Here is a 6253-nt window from a genome sequence, read left to right on the forward strand (position 1 = left end):
CTAATACCCCCCCCCCTCTTCCGACACCGCCAACGACCACGACAACGTAACCGGAATCCCGGTCACCATCTTTGCGGATCATCTCATGCACGTTACCCTGGTCCATGTCCACGTCGAACCCGACCACCGCGACGCCTTCATCGAAGCCAGCCGCGCCAATCACGAGGCCTCGGTGAAGGAGCCGGGCAACCGGCGCTTCGACATACTCCAGAACCAGGCCGATCCCGGCCATTTCATCCTCTATGAGGCCTACGGCAGCGCCGCGGAGGCCGCCGCGCACAAAGAGACCGCGCACTATGCCCAGTGGCGCGATACCGTCGCACCCATGATGGCGCAGCCGCGCCAGGGTGTGCCCATGACCGGACTTTTTCCCGCGGGCTGACATGATCACACCCTTTTCCATCGCGCGCCTGCCGCGCATCGAGTTCGGCCCCGGCCGCATCGCCCAAGTGCCCGGTATCGCCGCGCGCTACGGCAAGCGGCTGCTGATCGTGACCGGCGGCCGCTCCTTTACTGCCACGGCCCAGTGGGAAGCCCTGCAACGGGCACTCGACCAGGCCCGGTTCCACTATGACCTCGTCCGCATCGCGGGCGAGCCCTCGCCCGCTGAGGTCGACGCCATTGTGCGCGACCAGCGGACGCGCGCATTCGACTTGGTCGTCGGCATCGGCGGCGGCAGCGTGCTGGACGCCGCCAAGGCCATCGCGGGCCTGCTCAAACCCGGCAATACCGTGATGGACCACCTGGAGGGCGTGGGCCCGGAACTGCCCTATCGCGGCCCCGCCACACCCTTCATCGCCGTCCCCACCACGGCGGGCACGGGCTCGGAGGCGACCAAGAACGCCGTACTCACCCGCCAGGGGCCCGACGGATTCAAGAAATCATTCCGCGACGACACCTTGGTGGCCGACTACGCCATCGTCGATCCGGACCTGCTGGCGGGCTGCCCGCCCGACCTGATCGCCGCCAACGGCATGGACGCCTTCACCCAGTTGCTGGAGGCCTATGTCTCCGCCCGCGCCAACCCGGTCACCGACGCGCTGGCGCTGGCCGGACTCGCGGCCGTGCGGGACGGCCTGTTCGCCTGGTATCGGGGGGGTGAGGACGCCGCCGCCGGGCGTGCCCGGATGGCCCTGGCCGCGCTGCTCTCCGGCATCTGTCTCGCCCAGGCCGGGCTTGGTTCGGTGCACGGACTGGCCCAGCCGCTGGGGTCCCTCTTTCCCATCCCCCACGGCGTCGTGTGCGGCACCCTGGTGGCGGCGGCGACGCGGGTCAATTGCGAGGCCATGCAGACACGGGCACCGGACCATCCGGCGCTCGTCAAATACGCCCTCGTCGGGCGCCTGCTCGGCGCCGATCCGCACGCTGGTGACACTGCCGCCTGTGACTGGTTGGTGAGCACCTTAGAGGAATGGACCCGACGCCTGAACCTGCCGGGCCTCTCGGCGTTAGGCGTGACAGAGGCCGATTTCGCCCGCATCGTGGCGAACTCGCGCGGCTCCAGCATGAAGACCAACCCAGTGGAGTTGCAGGACGCCGAGATCGAGCGGATTCTGCGGTTGCGGTCCTGACCGTTGAAGGTTTCCCCGAGCACCTGGCGCACGACCTCAACCGAGCCGTTGCATTGCGCACCATCGGCGGCGGCCCCTTACACACCAAGGAGTGGTGCCGGAGAACACCAAGCCACGTCAAAGCATTCGTTGCAAGTACCACTACGGCAGATCCTGCGGTATCACCGTTGCCAGCGTAGGGTGCGATGCGATCAGCCGTGCGCGACCGATTGCCACGTGCGAGGTGAACAACGCGTAATTATCGGCATTGTGCATGCGCTGCTGGTGCGCGAGCTTGAATGCGCCTTCGCGGTAACCGTCGGGCGCATCGACAATCCGGCGCTCTTTGGATTCATCATCAACAAAATGAAACAGTTCATGTAGCAGGATGTGCGCGAACAAATCCTGTGCCTCGAAATCGATTCTATCGCAGAGATAGACATGGCCCGGCGTAATGCCGCTCTTGCGCCTGTCCTTAAATGTCTGCATGGGCGTGAAGGCGCGCCAGTCGGGGTGCAGGCCGGTGGGATCAATGTCGAATATGGCCACGCCGAAGGGGTTGCCACCGAGAACGCTGGGCCGCGGATTGTTGATCACACCGTTCAGCCGCCTGAAGGTTGTGCGGATAAAGCCGAGATCCTGCAACGTCTGCGCCTGCGGCTGGTTGCCGAACCTGAAATGAAAATCCGCCTTGCGAAATGACTGGGCGTTGGGTGCCAGCGCGCCGGCACCCAACGCCACGTGATCCATTGCCTGTTCGATCACGCGCAGCCCCTCACGCCCGGCGCGTATCAGGTCGGGCAGTGTGCGCTCGGTGCGCTTGAGCCGCAGCGCGCGACGCAGTGCCGGCCCGAGGCCGGCCAGATTGCGCACCGCCGGCACATCCGCACCCAGCACTGCGCGCAGCTGTGCAATCGCGCGCTGGCCCGGGGTCGATACTTCGTTCAGGCGCCGCAGCGTCGGTCCATCGGGATCGATGCGCCCGTCCACCACTTTCAGTTGCTGACCCTTCTGAAACTTGCGTATGGCACCTTGAGTTAAGGGCCCGGTGATGCCATCCTCCGCCAACAAAGGCAGCGGGCCGCTTTCCTCGGGTGCCACGCCGTTGAGCAACTGCTGAATGGTGAGCACATCAACGCGCGCATTGACACCGCCCACACCAACGGAGGCCTTGATTGTCGATGCGCCCGGCCCTGCAGAATCGAGGTCACCCACCTTGCAGCACGATGGCGTATTTGCGCGTACCAGCATGACTGTCTCCTGGTGCGGACTATCCGCACGGCTGCGGTTCCAGCATTGGGCAATCTACCCCCCGATTCACCCAGCGTCAACCGTCGGCGCCGACGAGGTGTATCTCAAACTCAACCTGACCGCGGCGGACTCAGGTCAGCAATTTGTAACGGGGCAGCATCCTGAAAGAGCCCCGCCCCCTCCCGGCGGAGAAACTATCCAGGCCGCCAAGCCGGCGAAGGAGCACCCCGAGACGACGTATCCACGTTGCTGACCGCAATACGCTACCGAGACTGCTCGCATAAGATGCGAAAATCCGCCCCCCGGCGCAACACTGAGCAACCCCCCATGACACCCACCACCCCCGACCTTGCCCTGGACTTCACCCGCGACATCTACAGCGTTGCCCGCCTGGCGAGCGAGGTGCGCGCGGTCTTGGATGGCAGCTTCCCGTCCATCTGGGTGCGCGGGGAGATCTCCAATCTGGCGCTGCCGGCCTCCGGGCACTGCTATTTCAGCCTGAAGGACGAGGCGGCCCAGGTCCGGTGCGCCATGTTCCGGGCCAAGCGCCTGCTGCTCGGCTTCCGGCCGGAGAACGGGCAGCAGGTGCTGGTGCGGGCGCGGGTGACGCTCTATGAGGCGCGCGGGGACTTCCAACTGGTGGTGGAGCACATGGAGCCGGGCGGTGAGGGGGCCCTGCGCATGGAGTTGGAGCGGCTCAAGCGCCGGTTGGCGGCCGAGGGGCTCTTCGCCGAATCCGCCAAGCGCCCCCTGCCCGCCTTCCCGTGCCAGGTGGGGCTCATCACCTCGCCGACCGGGGCGGCGGTCCATGACCTGCTGACGGTGCTGGGGCGGCGCTGCCCGGCCCTGCCGGTGTTGATCTACCCGGCCCAGGTGCAGGGCACGGCGGCGGCGGCCTCCCTGGTCGCGGCCTTGACGCTCGCCAACCAGCGCGCCGAGTGCGATGTGCTGATCCTGGCCCGCGGCGGCGGCTCATTGGAGGATCTCAACGCCTTCAACGACGAGTCACTGGCGCGGGCCATCCGCGCCTCCCGGATCCCGGTGGTCAGCGGGGTCGGCCATGAGGTCGACACCACCATCGCCGACCTGGCGGCGGACCGCCGCGGGGCCACCCCATCGGCGGCGGCGGAGTTGGTGGCCCCATCGGCGGAGCACTTGGGTCAGCGGGTCGCGGCGCTGCGGGCGCGGCTCGGCCACCTGCAGGGCCGGCTGATCGAGGGGGCCGGCCTGCGCCTGGCGGCGGTCCTGCGCCAGTTGGCCCTGCTGCACCCGGCCGCACGCCTGGAGAGCCGCGCGCAACGCCTGGACGAGTTGGACCGGCGGCTCGCCGAGGCGATGCAGCGGCACCTGCGCGGCGCCCGCGCCCGCCTGGAGCCGCGCGCGCTCAGTCTCGCGGCGGTCTCCCCCGCACGTCGGCTGGGACTCGCCGCCGCGTCACTGGACGGGTTGCGGGCGCGCCTGCACTGGGCCCAGTCACGCGCCCTGGGCCGACTGCAGGAACGCCTGGGCCGGGCACTCACCGGTCTGGACGCCCGCAGCCCGCTCGCCACCCTGGCCCGCGGCTACGCCATCGTCACCCGGCTGCCGGACGGCCAAATCCTCCGCGACCCGGCGCAGGCCCCGCCCGGGACCCGGATCGAGGCGCGACTGGCCCAGGGCGTTCTGCACGCCGTGGTGGACTCGCCCGCGAGCGTAAACCCAAGAAGAGTATTTGGCCGCAAATGAACGCAAATAAGCGCAAATAAGTCTGCTGGTTAGCTGCGTCGCGGTCGTCACCCGGACGGTGAACGTGCAGTGAAGGCCAAGTCTCTGATCATTTGCGTCCATTTGCGTTCATTTGCGGCTAAATTACTTTTCTTAGGGTAAAAAGCTAAGCCAAGGTCAGGTTCCGGCACCGCGTCTCCCGCACCAAGGATGCGGCAATCAGGCCCAGCAGCGCACAGGCGCAGGAGAGCCAGAGCCCGTTGTGGTAGTCGCTCAGGGCATAGTGGCGCACCCCCGCGACCAGGGTCCCGTCCCAGGTGAGGTCCAGGGCCCAGCCGAAGGCCGGCTGCATGATGGCCGCCCCCAGGAAGAGCCCCGTGTTGACCAGCGCAATCGCCATCCCGGCCACCCCCGGGGGCACCACCTCCTTGGCGGCGACATAGCCGACCACGAAGCCGCCGGTGCCCAGACCCAAGAGGGCGAACAGCATGAGCCCCGTCCAGCCCGGCCCCCAGGGCAGCAGGATCAGCCCGAGCCAGGCCAGCACCGCGAGCAAGCAGGCCCCGACGATCACCGGCTTGCGCCGCCCCAGATAGTCCGAGAGTGACCCCGTCAGGAGACACCCCAGCGCGAACCCGGTGAGCATCAGCGTGGTGTAGAGCGAGGCCGCGGTGCGGTCCAGTCCGAAGCAGTCCTGCATCAGCTTCACGCCCCAGAGCCCGGCGAAGGCGAACAGGCTGCCGGTCACCCCGAACATCATGAAGAACACAGGCCACACGGCCCGGGTGGTAAAGACTCCACGCAGATCCAGCAGCCAATGTTGGTGGCGCTCCGGGTGGGGCGCCAGGCCCTCCAACTCACGCACCGAGGGAAAACCCGCGTCCTGCGGGCGACTGCGCACGACGACCAGCGTCAGGGCCGCGGTCACGAAGGACAGCACACCGATGCCGACGAAGACGTCCCGCCAGGACACCACGGCAACCAGGAGTGCGAGCGGCCCGGCCGCCAGGATGGCGCCCAGGTTACCAAGCAGCAGGGTGGCCCCGCTGATGGCCCCGGAATAGCGCTCGGAGAACCACTGGGTATTGCTGCGCATGAGCCCGACGAAGACCACCGAGACCCCGAGCCCGACCAGCAAGCGGCCGACGGCGGCGACCTCGAAGGTCTGCGCCAGCCCGAACAGGATCGACCCGCACCCCGCCACCAGGCACGCCAGGGCGACCCCGACGCGCGGCCCCAGGGTGTCCGCCAGCACCCCGGCGGGGATCTGCATAGCGGTGTAGATGTAGTAATACATGGCCGCCAGCGACCCCAGCGCCGCCCCGCTGGTGTGGAAGGCCGCCATCAGCTCGCCGGCCACCACCCCCGGGGCCATGCGGTGGAAGTACACCGTCATATAGGCCAGGATCAGGATGGCGTAGATGCTCCAGCGCCGACGCTGGAAGCGCCGCCAATCCGCGGGGTCGAGTGGCATGGGTGGGTCCTGGTGGGGGTCCGGCGGGTCGGCGGCCCGGCCGGAACTTGAGCGGGCGGGGTCTATGTTACCGGAGCGGGCGGCCCGGTACGGCCCGGGTGTGATCAGAACTGATGTGTTGACGCCGATCCCGGAGGGTACGCATCGCGTACCCACCGAGCCGCGGCAACCTCTGGGGCCGGGTACGCGATGCGTACCCTACAGCGACTGGACCTTCTCACGCGCCGGGCGTCGTTGTCGTTGTCGTTGTCGTAATCGAACAATCCGATCACGA

At 67.8% G+C, this 6253-nt stretch carries 5 protein-coding genes; 3 read left to right on the plus strand and 2 right to left on the minus strand.

Annotated features, from left to right (window positions below):
• Positions 1-85 precede the first annotated feature (85 nt).
• Positions 86-382 carry an antibiotic biosynthesis monooxygenase gene (locus tag QZY48_RS32725; protein ID WP_295438680.1) on the plus strand — a complete coding sequence of 99 codons (297 nt, stop codon included), beginning with the start codon at positions 86-88 and terminating at the stop codon, positions 380-382.
• A 1-nt stretch (position 383) separates the two neighbouring features.
• On the plus strand, positions 384-1571 hold the full coding sequence (locus QZY48_RS32730; RefSeq protein WP_295438682.1) for an iron-containing alcohol dehydrogenase: 1188 nt from the start codon (positions 384-386) through the stop codon (positions 1569-1571).
• Between the two features lie 141 nt (positions 1572-1712).
• On the opposite strand, the gene QZY48_RS32735 is transcribed toward QZY48_RS32730, so the two are convergent.
• Positions 1713-2801 (minus strand): peptidoglycan-binding protein, encoded by a 1089-nt coding sequence (locus QZY48_RS32735; protein ID WP_295438684.1) that lies wholly within the window; start codon positions 2799-2801, stop codon positions 1713-1715.
• Positions 2802-3128: 327 nt separating this feature from the next.
• Here QZY48_RS32735 and xseA point away from each other — a divergent pair, with 327 nt between their 5' ends.
• Positions 3129-4526 (plus strand): exodeoxyribonuclease VII large subunit, encoded by a 1398-nt coding sequence (gene xseA / locus QZY48_RS32740; protein ID WP_295438686.1) that lies wholly within the window; start codon positions 3129-3131, stop codon positions 4524-4526.
• A 145-nt stretch (positions 4527-4671) separates the two neighbouring features.
• On the opposite strand, the gene QZY48_RS32745 is transcribed toward xseA, so the two are convergent.
• The gene (locus tag QZY48_RS32745) at positions 4672-5979 is read right to left on the minus strand and encodes an MFS transporter (RefSeq protein ID WP_295438688.1); all 1308 of its coding nucleotides are present in this window, start codon (positions 5977-5979) and stop codon (positions 4672-4674) included.
• Between the last annotated feature and the right edge of the window lie 274 nt (positions 5980-6253).

The organism is uncultured Thiodictyon sp. (genome assembly GCF_903828115.1).
Classification (GTDB): domain Bacteria; phylum Pseudomonadota; class Gammaproteobacteria; order Chromatiales; family Chromatiaceae; genus Thiodictyon.

What these genes read in the sequence shown, in the direction of transcription:
- QZY48_RS32725 (WP_295438680.1), top strand. Translation starts at nt 86, where the DNA reads ATGCACGTTACCCTGGTCCATGTCCACGTCGAACCCGACCACCGCGAC.
- QZY48_RS32730 (WP_295438682.1), top strand. Translation starts at nt 384, where the DNA reads ATGATCACACCCTTTTCCATCGCGCGCCTGCCGCGCATCGAGTTCGGC.
- QZY48_RS32735 (WP_295438684.1), bottom strand. Translation starts at nt 2,801, where the DNA reads ATGCTGGTACGCGCAAATACGCCATCGTGCTGCAAGGTGGGTGACCTC.
- xseA (WP_295438686.1), top strand. Translation starts at nt 3,129, where the DNA reads ATGACACCCACCACCCCCGACCTTGCCCTGGACTTCACCCGCGACATC.
- QZY48_RS32745 (WP_295438688.1), bottom strand. Translation starts at nt 5,979, where the DNA reads ATGCCACTCGACCCCGCGGATTGGCGGCGCTTCCAGCGTCGGCGCTGG.